We start from the raw sequence: 334 nt of genomic DNA, 5'->3' as shown, positions 1-334 counted from the left end.
CGACCGAGGCCGAGACGGTGCCGGCGGGGAGCTCGAGCGCCTGCTCGTCCGGGTTCGACAGGTTGCTGACGACGGCCTTGCCGCCGGCCAGGACGTCTTGAAGCCACCGCCAGCACCGACGATGAGGAGGACGCCCGCGACCGGCGGCAGGGCGCTCTCGAGGGACTTCGACACGGCCGAGCGGTCCATGCCGCCGCCGATCGCGAAGAAGACCATCGCGTAGACCGCGGCGATCCCGATGGCGATCATCGGCGACCCGAGGAAGTCGAGCAGGCTGACCCACGAGCCCGAGGCGTCCGGGACGGTGGCTTCGCGGATCGCCTGCGCGAGCATC

Annotated in this window: 2 pseudogenes; both read right to left on the bottom strand. The window is 71.6% G+C overall.

The features are described from left to right. A pseudogene (locus tag I5E_RS26675) lies at window positions 1–97 on the bottom strand (DUF4397 domain-containing protein); the annotation flags it as partial. Window positions 98–153: 56 nt separating this feature from the next. After that, a pseudogene (locus I5E_RS22360) lies at window positions 154–333 on the bottom strand (GntT/GntP/DsdX family permease); the annotation flags it as partial. Between the last annotated feature and the right edge of the window lies 1 nt (window position 334).

The sequence above is a fragment of the Curtobacterium sp. B18 genome, from assembly GCF_000333375.1.
Lineage (GTDB): Bacteria > Actinomycetota > Actinomycetes > Actinomycetales > Microbacteriaceae > Curtobacterium.
Note: the sequence above shows the minus strand (reverse complement) of the source record. Positions and strands in the feature narration are given on the sequence as shown.